10 protein-coding genes are annotated in these 17,913 nt (G+C 40.8%); 8 read left to right on the top strand and 2 right to left on the bottom strand.

From position 1 onward, the window contains the following. The first annotated feature begins 67 nt into the window (after positions 1-67). From ORD22_RS08255 to ORD22_RS08220, 8 genes are all read left to right on the top strand, one after another. Positions 68-1,414, top strand: coding sequence for a CAP and S-layer homology domain-containing protein (locus ORD22_RS08255; protein WP_317645460.1), 1,347 nt, complete (start codon positions 68-70; stop codon positions 1,412-1,414). Between the two features lie 180 nt (positions 1,415-1,594). After that, entirely contained in the window at positions 1,595-2,770 is a 1,176-nt protein-coding gene (locus tag ORD22_RS08250; protein WP_317645459.1) for a S41 family peptidase, read from the top strand. Between the two features lie 81 nt (positions 2,771-2,851). After that, positions 2,852-4,144, top strand: a complete 1,293-nt coding sequence (locus ORD22_RS08245; protein WP_317645458.1) for a nucleotide sugar dehydrogenase — start codon at positions 2,852-2,854, stop codon at positions 4,142-4,144. Further along, positions 4,141-4,851 carry a WecB/TagA/CpsF family glycosyltransferase gene (locus ORD22_RS08240; protein WP_317645457.1) on the top strand — a complete coding sequence of 237 codons (711 nt, stop codon included), beginning with the start codon at positions 4,141-4,143 and terminating at the stop codon, positions 4,849-4,851. The genes ORD22_RS08245 and ORD22_RS08240 overlap by 4 nt, the downstream gene beginning before the upstream one ends. A 493-nt stretch (positions 4,852-5,344) precedes the next feature. Then, positions 5,345-9,316, top strand: a complete 3,972-nt coding sequence (locus ORD22_RS08235; RefSeq protein ID WP_317645456.1) for an S-layer homology domain-containing protein — start codon at positions 5,345-5,347, stop codon at positions 9,314-9,316. A 17-nt stretch (positions 9,317-9,333) separates the two neighbouring features. Next, positions 9,334-9,585 carry a hypothetical protein gene (locus tag ORD22_RS08230; protein WP_317645455.1) on the top strand — a complete coding sequence of 84 codons (252 nt, stop codon included), beginning with the start codon at positions 9,334-9,336 and terminating at the stop codon, positions 9,583-9,585. A gap of 73 nt (positions 9,586-9,658) precedes the next feature. After that, positions 9,659-10,111, top strand: coding sequence for a hypothetical protein (locus ORD22_RS08225; RefSeq protein WP_317645454.1), 453 nt, complete (start codon positions 9,659-9,661; stop codon positions 10,109-10,111). Between the two features lie 47 nt (positions 10,112-10,158). Further along, entirely contained in the window at positions 10,159-14,712 is a 4,554-nt protein-coding gene (locus ORD22_RS08220; protein ID WP_317645453.1) for an Ig-like domain-containing protein, read from the top strand. Positions 14,713-15,816: 1,104 nt separating this feature from the next. Here the strand turns inward: ORD22_RS08220 and ORD22_RS08215 are convergent. Continuing rightward, entirely contained in the window at positions 15,817-17,088 is a 1,272-nt protein-coding gene (locus tag ORD22_RS08215; protein WP_317645452.1) for a replication-relaxation family protein, read from the bottom strand. A 97-nt stretch (positions 17,089-17,185) separates the two neighbouring features. Continuing rightward, positions 17,186-17,596 carry a S24 family peptidase gene (locus ORD22_RS08210; RefSeq protein WP_317645451.1) on the bottom strand — a complete coding sequence of 137 codons (411 nt, stop codon included), beginning with the start codon at positions 17,594-17,596 and terminating at the stop codon, positions 17,186-17,188. Positions 17,597-17,913: the final 317 nt, after the last annotated feature.

Below are 17,913 nucleotides of genomic sequence, written 5' to 3'. Positions count from 1 at the left end.
AATATCAAACTAATTCGCAAAAACCACTACAAATCCAGTATACTCATAACAAAAGGAGGCCCATTCTATGAAAATAACAAACGCACAAAAACTATTCCTAAGCGCAACGTCACTCGCGATTGCAGCAACCGCGGTCTATACACCAACCGTTCAAGCGACCCAAGTGAAATCATTCAAAGACGTCCCAGCTGATCACTACGCACACGAAGCAATCACATATATGGCGGCAAATAAAATCATCAATGGCTATAACGACAATACATATCGTCCGAATAAACCTGTCACTCGCGCACAAGCTGCTAAAATGATAGCCCTCACAATTGGTGCGAAGCCGAGCCATGCCTATCGTATGGATTTCACCGATGTCACACCAGCAAATGGCGCTTACGAACACATTCGTGCTCTTACGGAAAAAGGTTTATTTGCCAATCAATCAAAATTCAATCCGAATTCCTCACTAACACGCGGTCAAATGGCCAAGCTCCTAGTGTTGGGTTTCAACATCATCACAGACGACAATGACTTTATTCGTTTCGCAGACGTTGCAAAATCAAACGGCTCGTACGCATACATAATTTCAATCGCAGAACTCAACATCACGACGACGCGTCCTGGTGCAAACTTTAAGCCGAATCATCCGGTCACGCGCGCGCAAATGGCGGCATTTTTATACCGTGCTATCGAATTCGACAACAAACGCAAAGAAGGTCAAATAGTCTACGATAAAGATAAGAAAGCTTATATTGATAGAAAACCAGCAAATCAGCCTGCACCACCAGGATCACCAACGCCAGCACCATCAGCACCATCAGCACCACCAGGATCACCAGTAGCACCGGCACCACCGGCAATGGCACCAAAGCCTGTACCACCAAAGCCAATACCAGCACCACCGACAATGACACCGAATCCTGTACCGTCAAAGCCAATACCGGCACCACCAGCACCACCGGTAACGGCACCAAAGCCACCACCAGCACCACCGGCAACGGCACCGAATCCTGTACCGCCAATACCAGAACCACAACAACCATCACTAGCGGCCCAAACGATTCTCGCCACAAATGCCAAACGCAAAGCGGCGAATATCAATCAGCTACAAGCAGATCCGGCACTCAACAGAATCGCTAAAGCCAAAGCAGAAGATATGGCGAAGAACGGAGAACTATCACATACTTCTCCGACATACGGTACCCCTGAAGAATTACTGAAAGCGTTCGACTATAAATACAAAGAATATGGCGAGAACATCGGAGCAGGATTTGAAGATGCGCTAGAAATTACAGATGCTTGGTTAGCGCAATCTGGAGAGTATAAAAATATTCTTTCTCCTGTCTTCACGCATATAGGAGCTGGGACTGCTACCGACAAAGACGGTGTTATCTACTGGGTCAACCTTTATTCTCAGAAATAAATGGAATTGAGCCGCTTATTCATAAAAGTTTAGGGTATAGTGCAAGTGTACATATAAAATTAGCACTGGCGATATTCAAGGGGTATATACTAGACATCCTAAGCCGACACTAAATGTAAATGAAGGGGTTAGAACATAAAGCTCCGTGAAACGTCACCAACTGCTAAAGGAGGAAGCGCTATGAAACAAACTGTACTTGCAGCAGCGACCGTTATCATCTGGCTCTGCCTAGCACCTACATCCCTAGCCGCTACATTGGATGAAATAAAAGATATTGTCGAAATGTATTATTACGGTGACCAGCCGTCAAACATACGACAAGCCAAAACGCTGAATGAAATTATCAATCAGCTCGATGAATATTCCGTTTACCTAACGCCAGCGGAATACAAAGACTATTTAAACCAATATGCAAGTGCTAGTCCGACGATACAAGTGGCGTCGCTAACAGCACCTATCAATGTAAACAATGTTCAATCCCAGATGTTGTATGGCGACATCGGGTATATGAAAATCAAAACCTTTTCAGCGCATCTCCTAGAAGACGTCAACACGCACTGGGCGCGCTTGAAAAGCCAAGGGGCGAAGAAGCTCATGCTAGACTTGCGCTTTAACGGTGGCGGCTACGTTGAAAGTGCCGAACAACTACTAGGCTTCTTCCCGAAAGCGAAGGATGCGTATAACTTAAAAACACGCATGGGGACGGAATCTGCTAAATCCATCCCAGCAAAAAACACATTCCCGGCAGACACCTACGTACTCGTCAATCGCTACTCAGCATCTGCGTCAGAAATTGTCGCAGTCAGCCTGAAAGATCAGAATGCAGCCGTTGTAGTAGGGGAGACTACGAAAGGAAAGGGGAGTGTTCAATCGCTATTTGAACTAGAAAATGGCGGGGCATTGAAACTGACAACGGGTCACTACACTGGGCCAAAAGGGACGCCTGTTCAGCACGTAGGTGTTAAACCGACGATTTACATGAAACCAGGTACTGAACAAATAGGTATGCATAAACGTCTCGTCATGGCAGATTTAGTCGCGAAAAATTATAAATTTATTAAAGGACCGACGGATGTACCACGTCAAAAAATATTCAACGTCGAATTCACACAAGCAATGAATTTCGGTCCGGCTGATAAATTTAATAAAATGGAACTTGTGAAGTTCGGTAGCGTCTCTATACGTACAAACAAAAAACAAGCGAATGACCAAACGATGACGATCCAACCTGCGAGTCCTATGCAACTAGGCGGGGAATATATGCTCATCGTGCATCCAGGCATTCTAGGCGCGAACGGTCGTCACGTTATTCAAGGGACGTACACACCGTACACTGTTCAGAAAACAACCAATTAAATTGGAAGCCCGCCCGATAACTTGTTATACTATATAGATGTCAACGACAAGACGAAATGAGAAAGCGAAGGTAATACACCCATGAAAAAGAAATTATGCGTAGTAGGCCTAGGTTACATCGGTCTCCCAACTGCCGTCATGTTTGCAAACAGCGGTTTACAAGTCCACGGCGTCGATAAAAATGAGCGTGCCGTACAACTCATCAACAACAAGCAATTACATATAGAAGAAAACGGTCTGCAGCAACGCCTGGAGCAAGCGGTAGACGATGGAAATTTCACTGCATCGACTACACCGATAGAAGCGGACACGTACATCATTGCGGTGCCGTCACCGATCAATCCGGACAACACAGCGAACTTGGAATTCATCCGACAAGCTACAGCGTCGATTGTTCCGTACGTAAAAAAAGGTGCACTCGTTATTCTTGAATCTACCGTGCCGCCGAAGACAGTAGAAAACGTCATGTTGCCAGAATTGCGTAAAACAGGTCTAGCCATCGGTGAAGAACTATTCGTCTCGCACTCACCGGAACGCGTGATTCCAGGTAAGATTTTCGAAGAACTCGTCAACAACGACCGTATCGTAGGGGGCATTAACCCGAAATCAGCGGAAATGACGAAAGAGCTCTATCAAGTATTTGTTCAAGGAACTATTCATGTAACAGATGCGACAACAGCAGAACTTGTTAAAGTAATGGAAAATACGTACCGTGACGTCAACATCGCATTTGCCAATGAACTAGCGAAAATCGCAGAAACTATCGACGTGGATATTTGGGAAGCTATCAAATTTGCGAACTTCCATCCGCGCGTCAATATTCATACACCAGGTCCTGGCGTAGGTGGTCACTGTATCGCAGTCGATCCGTGGTTCTTAGTCGAACTTGCACCAGACAAAGCGGACATCATTAAAAAAGCTCGCCTGACAAACGATGGCATGCCGATGTATACCGCGCAGAGAGCGCAAAAATTACTTCAACAATACGGTGTGGAAAACGGTAAAGTGGCGGTTCTTGGATTAGCGTTCAAAGGTAACGTTGACGATATGCGCGAAAGCCCAGCAACAAAAGTCATCGAGTCATTGCAACAACTAGGATTGGCAGTGACATCATTCGATCCGCATATTAAAGAATTACAGCATCCGACACAAACTGCGACACTTGATGAAGCAATCGAAAATGCGGATCTCCTTCTATTAACTACTGACCATGATGAATTTAAACAACTCGATCCAGAGAGCTTGCAAACGAAACAGCCAAGACCGATCGTGCTCGATACGAAAAACGCCCTCAACGCAGATAAATGGGAGCGAGCGGAATATCGTTTCTTCAAACTAGGAGACGGCAAAAAAGAAGGACAGTTCATGCTATGAAAGAAGAAGTCCTAGGCGTTTCCGTCAACACGGAAAACTATGATGAATTGATTCCGAAAGTATTCGCCAATATCGATGAAGGAAAGAAATCACTCGTCGTAGCGATCAATCCTGAAAAGCTGATGAAAGCGAAAGAAGATCCTGAACTAAAAGCGTTGCTCAACCGGGCGGAATTCCAAATCCCGGATGGCATCGGCGTCATTCTTGCGTCTAAGCTGAAAAAAGGACAAATCCGCTCTCGCGTGACAGGAATCGACATGATGGATCGCATCGTACAAGAAGCGGCTGTAAGAGGTAAACGTATATTCCTCTACGGCGCAAAACCGGGTGTAGCCGAAGCGGCGGCTGCCAAACTTCAAACGATGTATCCAGAAATACAAATCGCAGGTGTGCAGCATGGCTACGAAAAAGATGTCCAAGTTGTACTTGATGCAATTAACCAAGCGCAACCGGACATCCTATTCGTCGCGATGGGCTCGCCGAAACAAGAGCAATGGATCGAACAACACCGCGAGCATCTTTACCCGACGTTATTCCAAGGGGTAGGAGGCTCATTCGATGTGTTAGCAGGAAACATCAAAAGAGCGCCAATTGCTTTCCAAAAGATGGGTGCTGAATGGCTCTATAGACTCTTACTAGAACCTAGTAGAATTAAGAGACAAATGAATCTACCAAAGTTTCTAGTAGAAGTGTATAAGAAGAAGTAGACATTCAAACACCGAAATTTCTATCCCGTAGATTGGAAGTTGAACCTGAATGAGTCGTGAGGTTTAATTGAATACTACAAATAAATCTACTTCTCTAATCTTGTAATCTACTAGAGTAGGTGGTAGAATACGGAAGTGTAAGGATGATTTCCTCTTAAAATATAGCACACATGTGCAAAGCGTTACGGTTGGTTGACCGCTAACAAAAAGGCTTGAACAGTTCCCATCTGTTCAAGCCTTTTTGTATGCAAACGTTCCACCTACTACTTAATTACTCTATTTTTAGGTTCGATATGTAAATACTTGTGTTATCTATTGCTTTCAGTAGAATAGAAGTTGCGTCAAAAAAACACTAGCGGACTAGTGTAGATTCCAAGATTCAATTGACTTATTATCAGTTCTTATCTATACTTTACTTGTAATGTCTACTACTTTCATACATAGGTAGTAAACCTGTAAGACGAAGAGATACCTAAGAGGAGGAAATTATTAAATGGCTAACCAACCAACGAAATATCGCAAGTTTGTAGTAGGGGCAGCATCAGTAGCTTTAGTAGCTTCTGCAGTAGCACCAGTAGCAAGCGCTGCAACAAAGGAATTTACAGACATCAAAGGCAACACACATGAAGAAGCGATTAATGCTCTAGTAGCAGCGGGCGCAATCTCAGGTTATGAAGATGGTACATTCAAACCTAACAAAACATTGACTCGTTCAGACGTAGTGAAAATGTTGGGTAAATGGCTTGTAAACAATCAGGGCTACGAAATCCCTGCTGACTACAAAACAAACCCACGTTTTGCAGATCAAACAGACAAAACGAACGACGAACTTTTGAAGTATTCTGCTGTCGTTAAAGACAACAAAATCTTCAACGGTTACGAAAACGGAACACTAGGCGCTACTGGCGAGATCACTCGTGAGAACATGGCTTTAGTTCTAGTTCGTGCGTATGACGCAATCTACAAAACAGATCTAGTGGAATACGTTAAAGGTCAAGACTTCAAAAGAGACGTAATTGACCTTAACAAAGCAAAAGCAGAAGCTCGTCCTTACATTGACGTATTAGACTTCTTCGATATCACAAACCCAGCTGCACCAGCTTTCAACCCAAAAAACATCACAACTCGTGGACACTTCGCTTCATTCTTGTACAAAACTGCACAAGTTAAAGTAAGCAATCTTCCAGCTGTATCTGCAAAAGCAATTTCAAACACTGTAGTTGAAGTAACATTCAACACAGCAGTAGACGCTGCAACTGCAGAAAACTTCTCTATCGAAGGTGGAAAAGTAAACGCAGCTACATTATCTGAAGATAAGAAGAAAGTTACTCTATCCGTATCAGGACTTGCATTCGGTAAAGAGTACACACTAGCAACGAAAAACGTGAAGATCAACGGAGAAGTAGTTGAATTCGCTAACTCTACGTTCAAGACTCCAGCAATCGCTGAGCAGTGGACACTAGAAGTAACACCAAAACACGCGCAAGTAGTAGCTGACGGTGCAGATAACACAGTTATCGAATTCCGTTTACTAGGTGCTGACGGTAAAGTTGACACAGGCGCTAAAGATGTTGTTTTAGACATTAAAGCAACTTTCGGTAACTTGGCAAACAGCCGTGTAACAATCGAAAATGGTATTGGTTCAGTCGTATTAGCTTCTGAATTCTCTACTAAAGCAGTTACTTCAAGAATTACTGCAAAAGTAATCGAAGCTTCTGAAGACTACAAGCAATTGATCGGTGAAATCACTGGTGAAGGTTCAGTAACATTCGTACCAACATCAGCTACAACTGATCCAAATGCTGTAACATTCCTAGACGCTGAGTCTAACCAAGCAGACCGTGTAGTTCTTTACTTCGATAAAGACGTATCACCTGCTACATTCTTGAAAACTACTAAAGATGGCAAGTTTGTAACAGAAAGAGTTTTTAATGGTGCTAATGTTGCTTACACGAAGCAAGTATTGAAAGATACGGTTGGCATCGCTATTCACCAAACGGATAAAAATGGAGACAAAAAAGATATCATTGGCTTACGTTCTGTTGAAGGTAACGCAAAAGCAATCGAAGTAATCCTTGCGAAAACAAAAGCTAACGGTGTTGCAAACCACTTAATCGATAACAGCCGTGTTTATGTAGCTGCTAAAATCGGTAAAACTGATAATGAAAAAACGTTCACATTAACTGACGCTCGTCAACCAGAAGTTACATCTGTAACACCTGAAGGCATGAAAAAGTTAAAAGTGAAATTCTCTGAGTCTATTGCAAAAGGTCAATTCACTATTGATGGATTGCTTACTAACAAAGACAACGACTTCACAGTAGAATTTGGTGATTTCGATGCAGCGACAGGTATCGACAACCGTGATATCGCGACAATTACACTAGGTAACTACCTACAAGATCGTCCAGGTCAAACTGCGAAAAACTTGAACACTCAACGTTACTTCACAGCGGGCAACCACACATTAGTAACTACTGAGCTATACGATTTCGCTGCTCTAACTGATCCACAACAAAACGTTTCAACTAGCCAGGCTCTAGGATTTAATGTTGCTGACGATAAATCAGCTCCAGTAGCAGCTACAACTGTTGAATCACCGGAACAATTCCGTCTATCATTCGACAAAACAATCAACACTGTTTTGACAAACGATCAAGTAGCGAAAGCATTCCAAATCTATGATGAAACATCTGCTAAATATCTTGATGTATTCACAAGTACTGGTGCTCTAACTGCAATTGGTGAGTCGGTATTCGTTGCTGGAACAACAGCTACTGATTTCTTCAAAGCTGTGAAACACGATAACGACTATGTGATCGAATTGACTAAAGACTGGACGAAATTGTTGAAGAAAGAGAACGACGCGTACTACAACTACAACTTCCAGTTCAAGTTTGCTAAAGATGCATTCGTTAACGACAACAACGGTATCGGTTCAGCAGAAATGGAATTGAAATTGAACTATACTGGTTCTGCATTGAACGCAGCAGACAACGTTTCACCAGTAATCTCTGCAATCGATCAATTGTCTGACCAAGTAACGTTCAAAGTATCAATGAACGAGCCGGTTAAATTGTATGATGCAGGCGCAACTGGATCTAAAGACAATGCAGGCCCGACATTAGCTGTAGGTCAAGCGAAATTGGCTGAAACTCTTGTTGAATTCCAAGGAAAAAACAAAGACGGTAAGCATGTCGTGATCCCAGGTCGCGTAATTGGTTACTCTGATAAGCAAAAAGGTGCTGACAAGGCATTCGACGTAACAACAGCAATTGGTCAAAAAGGTCTACAAGAGCTAGTGAACAAAGACGGTTACAGTGCAGACTGGACAGTAGTTGTTAAATCAATCTCTGATGATGTAGGTAACACAGCTGCAACACTAGTTAAAGACTTCACACTAGTGAAAGAAGTTCAAGCGAACGTATTTGAAATCATTGCTAAAGAAAATGCGAACGAAAACAAAGCGAACGGCGCATTTGGTGGCGGCGTAGTGAAAGCATTAAACTTTGCTGCTGGTCAAGGACAAAACGACAGAATCGAAATTACGTTCACTAAAGCTGTTAACCACACGGATGGTACAAGCAACGTAACGAACCCATCACTATGGACGTTGAATGGTCAGAAATTGTCTAACGTAGCTACTATTACAGTTACAGACGCTGACGGTAACAAAGACAACGGTAACGAAAAAGTAATCATCACGTTCAACAACGCGGATGTATTAAAAGCTGACAGCAACACAGTTTCTATTAACAAAGATATCATTTCTAAAGATGGTACGAAGTTAACTGGATTCAACGAAATCGTTGCAATCACTTTAGATGGCATGTTAGCAGATGCTACAGCTGCTGTAGTGAATGCTGAAAATCTTAAAACTCAAGCTGCTGTAGATGCTGCTCGCGTGAAGGTAAATGCACTTAAAGACGGCGCAGAGAAAACAGCACTAGTAAATCGTTTGAATGCAATCGTAGTACCAGGACTTCCTGGCGACACAGTTGCAAAATTAAACGGTACAGCAGTATTTGACGGAGTAACACAACGTTATATCGTTCGTATTCCACTAGCATCAGCTCCTGCTAATACTGAAAAAGTAACAATTACAGTAAAAGGCGTTAACTATGACGCACTACCTGTTGCTGGAAGAGACTTCTTTGAAGTACGTGGTATCGCAGCAGATAGCGTTGCTGAAGTAGAAGGATCTACAGCAAAAGTAGTAGCTGCTACACCAAAAACAGTTGCATCTGCAAACGGTAGAGCAGTTTTTGATGGCGTTACTCAACGCTACATTGTACGCATACCAAAAGCTGGCGTAGATGCTAACGCTACAAAGCTAGTAATCACTGTTGACGGTGTTAACTATGATGCAATCGCTGAAGCTGGAAAAGATTATTTCCAAGCAAAAGGCATTAATGCGGCTAGCGTTGCTGCTGTTGAAGCTTCAACATTTGTTGTTATCAAGTAAGTAGGAGATGGTAGTAGTTGAACACTATAGCTGGAAAGACAGTTAGTGAATTAGACGGCGCCGTTCGTTTCGATCCAATTTTCAAAACGTATATCGTACGAATTCCAGCTCACCACTTCCAAAACTCAGGAAATTCAAAGTTCTACCTAGATTTTGGTACAGCGATGAAAAAGCTTGAGCATGACGCTACAAGAAATATCTATTTCAATAACTCTTTAAAAGCAGATGCTTTAGAAGTTATAGAAAACGGTAAAATTGTAGTACGTTAAATTTTGTATGTGTGTCCTTTCAGGGAGTATTTCTTGAAAGGACTTCACTACAAAAGAAAGGAGAGATTAACATATGAAAAAACATACACGTTTAATTGCGTCTGTTTTAACAGTAGGCGTTCTTATTCCAGCTGTTGTTTCTCCGTCATTTGTAAGTGCTGCTGCACCGGATTCGTTAGTGTATTCTTTGAATGGTAAGCAAGTGAAAGTAGATTACTCTGATTACGAAGATGTGTTATTTGGAGAAAATCCAGATCTCACAAGATTATTAACTGGACAAAGCCCGATTGCATTGGGTGTTGGAAATTCCTTTATTCATTATTCGGATTATGAGGACTTACTATTCACTGAAATGGATAAGGATGCGTACGAAATTATCGATGTTGCTTTACAAGCAAATGATAAGTTGGTAGATGAAGAAACGAAATCTAAGTATCAAACAATCATCGGTTTTGAAAACGGACAACCGATATATTCTGATGGAACTACCGTTGACGGTGAGTTCAAGGTAATTGGAATAGACTGAAGACTAAGTAAAAACAACTAAAGCAAAACTTGAGGAGGAAAAAATTTATGAATAAGCCATATAAGGTATTAACATCTGCGGCACTTGCAGCAACACTTGTAATACCATCGGTCGTAGCACCAATCGGAGCATTTGCGGCAACTGCAACAGTAGAAGCAGATCAGTTGGTATATGTTAACGATAAAGGTCAGTCATTCCTAGTAAGCTATGAAGACTATGTAGATTCATTGTTTGGAGAAGGTAATTTCGTAACACTTCTTGAAGGTAAAGCACCAACAGCAATTGGTGTAAACGGTCAGTATATTGACTACGGAAAATTCGTAGATCTTCTTTTCGATAACCCAACACTAGACACTTCTGCATTGCTTGAGCTAGCTCTTGAAGACGAAGGAAACCTAGTTTCTGGCGATGACTATGTAGGAGTAGAATTTGATGAAAACGGTAACCCGATATACGGAGAGCCGGTTGATGAAGCACAGGTAGCTTTAGATGCGGCTACTCAAGCAGTGAATGCACTTCCGACAGTTGCAGAAGTGAAAGTTACTGATGAAGAAAACGTAACAGCAGCAGCGGCTCTTGTAGCAGCGGCTAAGGCACTTGGTGCAGATGTAACGGCTTTGGAAGCGAAGGTTGCAGCACTTCAGGCGAAGATTGCTGAGTTGAAGACGGATGTTGCTGTTGAATCGGTAAAGGCGATTAACCTTACAACAATCCAAGTACAGTTCAACGGTGACTTAACGGAAGATCAAGCGAAAAAGGGTAACTTCTCAGTATCAAAAGGTGAAATTGAGAATGTTAGCGTGTCAGGTGACATCGCTACACTTACAGTTACAGGTTTAAAATATGGTGAAGAAACAACAGTTACAGTAGCGAATCCAGCACACGAAGCAACAGTAAAAATTCCACAAGTAAGTGAGTTATTCATATTAGAAGTAGAAGCTGAAAAAGATGTTATTACATCTGACGGTGCAACAAACACAATGATTACTGTTACATTACGTGATCGCTTAACAGGTAAAGTTGTAGAAGAGGATGGAGTTGTTCAGTTCCAAGCAACACGTGGTGGACTAGGACAGACAACATCAGCACTTCAAGATGGTAAAGCAACTGTACAATTAACATCAGAAGCATCGGCTACATCTGTAGAGTCATTTATTACAGCAACAATTGCTGACGTACCAGGTGCAAAAGAATATGTAGGCTTAACAAATCAGAAAACAATCGTATTCACCCCGAAGCCACAAGAAGATGACGAAGGAAAAATCACGTTTGTACAGCCAGTATTTGCAGAGTCCTCACAAGGTGATCGCTTCCACGTGAAATTCTCTGACGATATTTCGGCAGCAGACTATAAAAAAGCGCTTGGTGCTGCTAAAATAGCTGCAGGGGATTTCATGGTTTCAGTAGATGGTAAAGGTGTATTAGTGAAAGATGTTATAAACTTAACGCCAAATACATTAGAGTTTATTTTAGATGTTGACCGAGCAGGTGCTTTCAACCGTATTGAACAAACAAATATTTGGAGAGATGCACCAGCTGGTAACAACTACTTACGTGATAATGTTATCCATAACGTATCATTTCCAGCTACAGTAGGTAATGTCGTATTAGCAAACAATGATGGTGTTGATTTCATGTTAACAGATACATCACGTCCAGCAGTTCTTGGTGTATCGGCGAAAGACCAATTAGAATTTGCCGTTCGTTTCACAGAGACAGTTGATCGTAAGACTGTTAAACAAGATAACTTCTTACTAGATGGTCGTGAAATAATTGTTAAAGCTGATCCAACACCACAAGAGATTACTTCAGCAAAAAATAACAATAAAATTTATGTTACGAGCTTAACAGCAGGTAAGTACGGTCCTGACGAAGATGGTAATGTAATTGATAAGCGTAACATCGTAACATTTAATGTACACAAAGACTTTGCACTTGCAGAAGGCGAACACCAGATTCAAATTGCAAACGTTGGTGACTACGCACAAGACGTTGACCCGACACAAAACAAAGTTGTCACAGATACATTTGACTTTAACGTGGTAGCGGATAAGACAGTACCTGTACCAGAGATTGAAGTACAGTCTGCAGAACAGTGGAAAGTATCGTTCGACAAAGAAGTATACGGTGTAACAGGTAAAAAGATTAAAGATGTATTCTCACTTAAATCAGCTGATGCAAATGATACATTTGTAATGACGAATGCTACTATAGCTAATGGAGATTACATTGTTTCATGGATTGATAAGGATGGAAAGAATGGTGGAGTCTTAGATCCAAATCATGATGCGAGTAAATTAGATGGCAAACAACACTTCTTAATCGAGTTTACACAAGACTGGACTGAGAAATACCAAACGAAAACTAATCCGACTAAAACATACTTTGCATCAACGAAAAACCCTTATACGGTAACACTGGATAACGTTGAATCACTTAACGGAAACAAAATGGCGAAACAAGAGTTAGATGTTAAATTGATCTATGACGGTGAGTCGCCAGAAATCGCACATGCAGAGCAAGTTACAGATAATAACGTATTAACTCCTGCTGTTCGCGTGACGATGACAGAGCCAGTGAAAAACGTTGATACTGACTCTAATCCTATTACTAATGCTAATAACGAAGGTTTAACGCCATCACAAGATCAAGGAAATGTTAATACTGGTGTACCAGTACCAACTTACGAATTTGTAAAAGGTGACAAAGTAGTTAAAGCAACTGCAACAGATGTTTCTTATGACAACTATGCATTCACTTTAAAACCTGAAACTGGCGCTACATTAGAAGCAGGCGAGTGGACACTTTACATCCGTTCAATCTCTGATGATATCGGTAACGTTTCTGCAACAGTGAGCGAAAAAGTAACAATTGTAGCTACTGAAGTAGATGAGCAAGAGACAAAAACACAAGTCGCATGGGCTGCGTTTGATGATTCAGCAAGTGGTAACAGCAAATTACTAGCTCCTGGAACGCAACATGCTGACAAAGACGTTATTTATGTGAAGTTCACGAAAGAAATGAAGTCAGGCGGAACTGATGGTGTATCACGTACACAAAACTACGTGTTCATGGGTCAACCTTTACCAACAGGATCACAAGTACTAAAAGGTATCCACGGCGTTACAAGAGAGTGGGACGGTGTTACAATCGTTATGCCTGCAGGAACGTGGAATGGAGCAGACGGAGAGAATAAGGACTTCGGAACAGCTCTAAACGTTGCATCAAACATCAAGTCAGCAGAAGGAGAAGCATTAACTGGTGGCAACGAGTTTGAATTAACGGACACTCAAACTGGTTCTAATTCTCTAGATGATGATTTAGAAGCTTACTATCTAAACAAAGACATTAGTTTAGCTAGATCAGCAGTTAAAGGTGCAATTGCAAAATCTACTGAGGATGATCTAGCAGTAACTGGAGAAGATACAGAAAGCAAGCCAAACGGTACAGCAGGCTATCCTAATGCTAGAGACAAGGGTTACGGTAAAATCAACATCTTTGAATTAGATGTACCTAAAAACACACGTAATTTCAATGAAAAGGTTTATGTAAATGGTAAAGAAACTACTATTGACTATAATGGTTACGACTCTACTAATCCTGCAAATAGCACGGGCAAAGCTAAAATAAATCTTGCAGCAGCAGGCTTTGCTGGAACTGCAGCAGATGGGTTTATTATTACAGCAAAAGACGGTTCAATCATTGTTAACACTCGTTCAGTAGAAGATAAAGCAAAACCTGTCGTTACAGAGGCTAGAGTAAGTGATGATAAAGATAAAGTAACTATTACATTCTCAGAAGCAGTGACGTCAACTAATATTGATGGCTTTAATAACGCAGACTTTGCATTCTTCGGTCCTGCATACGGTCATTTACACGAAGATACTGGTATCAATGTAACTGCAGTAGCTTTTGATGTGAACACACCAAATAAAGTAGTTCTAACAATTGATGGTGGAGAAAGAATTTCAGATAGTCACGCATTATCAGTGATTAATGTGAAAGACTTAGCAAATAATCGCTTGTTCTCTGCAAAAGACGGTTCTGATGATGTACATGCAAATAGCGTTCATGCTTATTTATATAGTGGACATTACTTCAAGAAATTTACTAACGGTGGTGCAGGTGTTGATGATATTGTCAACGAGAATGTTAAAGACTTCCAAATCTTATTAACTCAAGCAGATAATAAGGCAAATACCGATGGATATAGTGATACTGATGCAATTAATTTAATTAATCAAGCACGTACTGCATATAACAATTTAGGAGCAGACCAAGTGGACGTTCCAGCCACTGATCTAAATACATTAAATGTTTTAGAAGCAGCAGTAGCTTTAAGTCCTACAATTGATGTGGCTGATAACACTAAACTTGAATTACCATCAACTGTTAATGATAATACAATCGTTACTTGGGAATCAGATAATACTCAATATTTAAATAATGATGGAACGGTAAATGAGACGCCAGATTCTCAAATGAATGTAATATTAGTTGCAAAAATTAAATCTGATTCTAATTCTGACATAACAAGAACTGTTAAATTTACTGTTGTGATTGAAGATGATGGCACTATAAGTAGTGTAGAAAAACAATAAACTAGTGTAGGGTACCAGGTACACACACAATTTGAACACAATTCAAGTAAATGAACGTGGATACAAGAAGGAAGCCTTTTGATCGTGGAAACGATTCAGAGGGCTTCTTTCTGTTTGATTGTGAGGTAATGGAAGTGGGTACCAGGTCCCCACACAATTTGAACACAATTCAAGTAAATGAATGAGGATACAAGAAGGAAGCCTTTTGATCGTGGAAACGATTGGATGACTTCTTTCTGTTTGTCAACATGCGTTAACACTTAAAAAGACGGTACCAGGTCGAGCGACTGAGCCTATAGGTTGCAACGTATAGCGGGTGGAAAGATAGGGTACCAAGTATACACACACAATTCAAACACAATTCAAACACAATTCAAACACAATTTAGGCAAATGAATGAAGATATAAGAAGTGAGCCTTCTGATTGTAAAACGACTTGGATAGCTTCTTGTTAGTAGCGCCTTAGCAAGACCTCAACCAGTCATGCGGAATAGAACCGACAATACGTGCTAGACATAGTCGATTGGAGGGCATATTGTCTGGGTGTTAAAATAGAAAGGGGGTAACCGGGAGAAAAGAGCGTTGTCAGTGGCTTTGTAGATCGGTAACTACTGTAGAAAGAGTGGTTACTGAGTAATAGACATAGTAATCAGTGTTTCTATCGTAGTTACTAGATTAGTACCCAAAAAATTATTGCTTAGAAGTGTAAGAGATGTGCGCAGGCCATTAATACAAGTGTATTATATTTCTAAAATGACCGTCACTTGATAAGTAGGTTATAAGTTGACAAGATCTGCTTCACTATATTAGGTTTGGTAAAATGACAGGGGGTATTTGATATGAAACAGTCGATTAGGCAGAAGAAGTCAACAGATCAAAAAGTAGTCTATCTAAGATTTTGTATGGCGTGTCATAAACGTATGGCGAGGGAAGAAATCTTTATAATATGGGATGATAAAAGACTATGTGATCCGTGTTCAATAATAGAAGAAGAGCGTATTTTTGGGGAGTAGTTATTTATCTGTAGAAAACGACCGTCACTGTCGTCACCCCTGTCACGTTATCTTGAAAAAGGAAGCCTATTGTGTTGGCTTCCTAGTTTGATCAGTAGGTGACGGGTGCGTTTAGTATCGAGTCGAAACTATGGTAATCGAGTGTTTTTGAAAGCGCGGTTAATTTATACGTTAGGTTTACGTCTAGTTTGTACGTTTTAAATGAGTCAAGAATGAGTGGCTTGTATTTTGGGTAGAAGATGGTGGTCTTGTAGTCTTTGAATATGACATTTTTATTGTGAATTGTGAATTGTTTTTGTTTGTATCCTTTTAGTTGTCGATCATAGAAGTGTATACGCTTTCTATAAATCGAGCTTTCGTATTCTTGTGCTACGTCACAAAGTAATAAACGGTATTCGTTTGTTTCGTCTGTGACAATGACAATGAGTGGTTCATCGTTCGATTCTTTTTGCAGAAAGTGCGCTCGTTGGTTTGGTTCGATATAGTATTTCATATGATCCTTGATTTTGCTTTTATAGAATTCGCGTTCTCTTTCAAATAAAATTGTTTCGGCTGCTTGGTCGATGGTTGTTAAGATTAAATTCAGGCGATGGCTGTAATCGCTCAGGACGCTGTAGAAGGCGGACAGGATATTATGCCAGCGTCTTTGTATACCTTGTTCCCTACGACGTGATTCAACGATAAATAGGATGCCTGCGGGTATTTCGTTATTAGAGTCATTGGCCATAGTTTCGAAATATTGCTTGTATGTTTGAAACTTTTGTTTGAGTTGTTCATGTGATTCTGTCGCCCGGTCGATTTCTACCGTAAAGACGCTATTGTTGATGATGATTTCAGCATCCGGTCGGTATTGAATTGTGCCTTCTCTTGTTTTATGCTTTCGGGCGGCGTATAAGTTATGACGGTGTGCAATCGTTTCGCCTAATTCATCACTGTTTATGTGCAATTCTGAAAAAAAGTCAATCAGCAATAGATGATGTGCTGTTTGTTTTAACGGCGGCAGATATACATCATATGAGAGATCCGCCACATCGTATTCATCATAGTCAGCCGGCAACCAGCCCGTTGCGATTTGGCCGTTTTGAATGTTCAGCAAGTCTTTGGTGCAATCATATCCGGCTTGGCTTAAGTAATAAAGTGAACCACTTGAGACGTTTTGTTGCAAGCGAAGTGATTTAACTAAACCCTGCTTTTTTAATTTAGCAAGATCGTTGTAAATGGATTTTTCTTGTGATAATGTGATTTGTTTTGTTTGAAAGAAGATGAAGGCTAGCTGCTTTGCAGTCATGCCACGATAGCAAAGTAATAATTTTAAGATTCTTTCTGTTTTTGGTGCAAGTGAATAACCGAGTGCGTATGCCATATGCGATACAGCTCCTTTTGCTGTTTTAAATAGTGGATGAAGAAAGGTTTGTTAAACACTTAATTGTTCTGACGGACCTTTTTGCATTGAGTAGAGATTAGATAAATGATATTTCCGGCCATACTTTTAACACAATCCCGAATATCTGCACGCTTTCTTTAGATAATATAGTTGTGGGGTAATTAGGATTGGTAGACTTGACGATATAGTGATTATCTTCTTCTTGTACGTATCTGATGATAGCAGGCTGGTCATCGAATGTTAAAACGACGATATCAGTTGGTTTGAAGTCGTTCTGTATGGAGATTAGTAGTTTGTCGTATTCTTTTATGCCGGATAAACTCATGCCGTCATCTGATGCTTGCAAGAAAAATAAGTCTGTGGTTTTATACAATTGTGATAATTGTTGGTTCATTCGTAAACTTTCTTTTCCGATGAGATTCTCAGGTGTTGTATAATAATGTCCGACCAGCTTTGTGAAGTAGGGAATGATAATTCTGTTTTTCATAATATAGTGTGTCCTCCTAAATTGGTGGGGAGAGGATATTTTGATAAGCAAAAAAGCTTTGGCGAATAGATCGCAAAGCTTTTTAAACACTCACATATATTGTTGAATTGCAGACACACTGGTAGCGAGGTGGTATTTATCCTCCAACAAGAGGCCCGAGCTACGGAATTATTGATAATTGCATACACTTACAACAAAGGAAGTCCTCCCCAAAACAGACACCTTGTCGCAAAATTGGTAGTTGGACACGCGGATAGCCGAACCTTGTAAAGGAACATTCGCTATCAAATTATTAAATATACTAACGAAACTCTTAA

It is taken from the genome of Sporosarcina sp. GW1-11, assembly GCF_033088395.1.
In the GTDB taxonomy this organism is placed as follows: domain Bacteria; phylum Bacillota; class Bacilli; order Bacillales_A; family Planococcaceae; genus Sporosarcina.
This window is presented reverse-complemented; position numbering and strand designations above follow the sequence as displayed.